2 pseudogenes are annotated in these 714 nt (G+C 72.1%); both read right to left on the bottom strand.

Going from position 1 to position 714, the window contains the following annotated elements:
• Positions 1 to 325, bottom strand: a pseudogene (locus Ato02nite_RS50980) (hypothetical protein); the annotation flags it as partial.
• A gap of 205 nt (positions 326 to 530) precedes the next feature.
• Positions 531 to 714 (bottom strand): annotated as a pseudogene (locus Ato02nite_RS50975) (methionine--tRNA ligase); the annotation flags it as partial.

Raw genomic sequence — 714 nt, 5'->3', positions numbered from 1 at the left:
CGGTCGGCGCGGTGGTGTCGGGCGCCGCCGTGGTCGGGTCCGGATCCGGCGTCGTCGAGGACGTCGTGGTGGCGTTCGGGTCGGGCGCGGACGTGGTGGCGGACGGCGTGGTGCCGCTTGGGTCCGGGGCGGATTCGGTCGAGGTCGGCGTGGACTCGCTCACCTCGACTGCCGCGCCCGGGACGGTCGAGCCGGCCGTCGTGTCCGTGGGTGACGTGGTCGGGACCGGCTCGGCGGACGCCGGGGTGGTGTAAACGGTCCCGCCGGCGACCAGGCCGCCGATGGCGGCCGCGGCCACCAGGCGGCGCTTGAGACGTGTGCGCATGCGGTGCTCCTTCGAGGGGCAGAACCTCAAGGGGATCACCGACGGTCCCATCAGGACGATGCCGTACCGACGCAACGCTCGCGTTTCCCCGTGGAGCGACGAAGATACGGCATGAGCTAGATGTTGATCAAGACAGCGGCGCCGAAAATCACAGCGTCCCGCCGACGCCGGAACGGCGACGACGGGCCTGTGGAGAGGAGCGGCCTCAGCCCTCGAGGCGGGCCAGTTCCTCGTCGATCACCGACGGCTCGAGCTTGCGGAAGACCGGCTTGGGGGCGGCCAGCGGAGTGCCCGCGACCAGCGGCACCGACTCCCACTTGGCGCCGACCGTGTAGTCGCCGGTGAGCACCGGGTAGCCCGGGCCGCCGTCGAGGTCGTCGACCTCGACG

Source organism: Paractinoplanes toevensis (assembly GCF_018332695.1).
Taxonomy (GTDB): domain Bacteria; phylum Actinomycetota; class Actinomycetes; order Mycobacteriales; family Micromonosporaceae; genus Actinoplanes; species Actinoplanes toevensis.
Note: the sequence above shows the minus strand (reverse complement) of the source record. Positions and strands in the feature narration are given on the sequence as shown.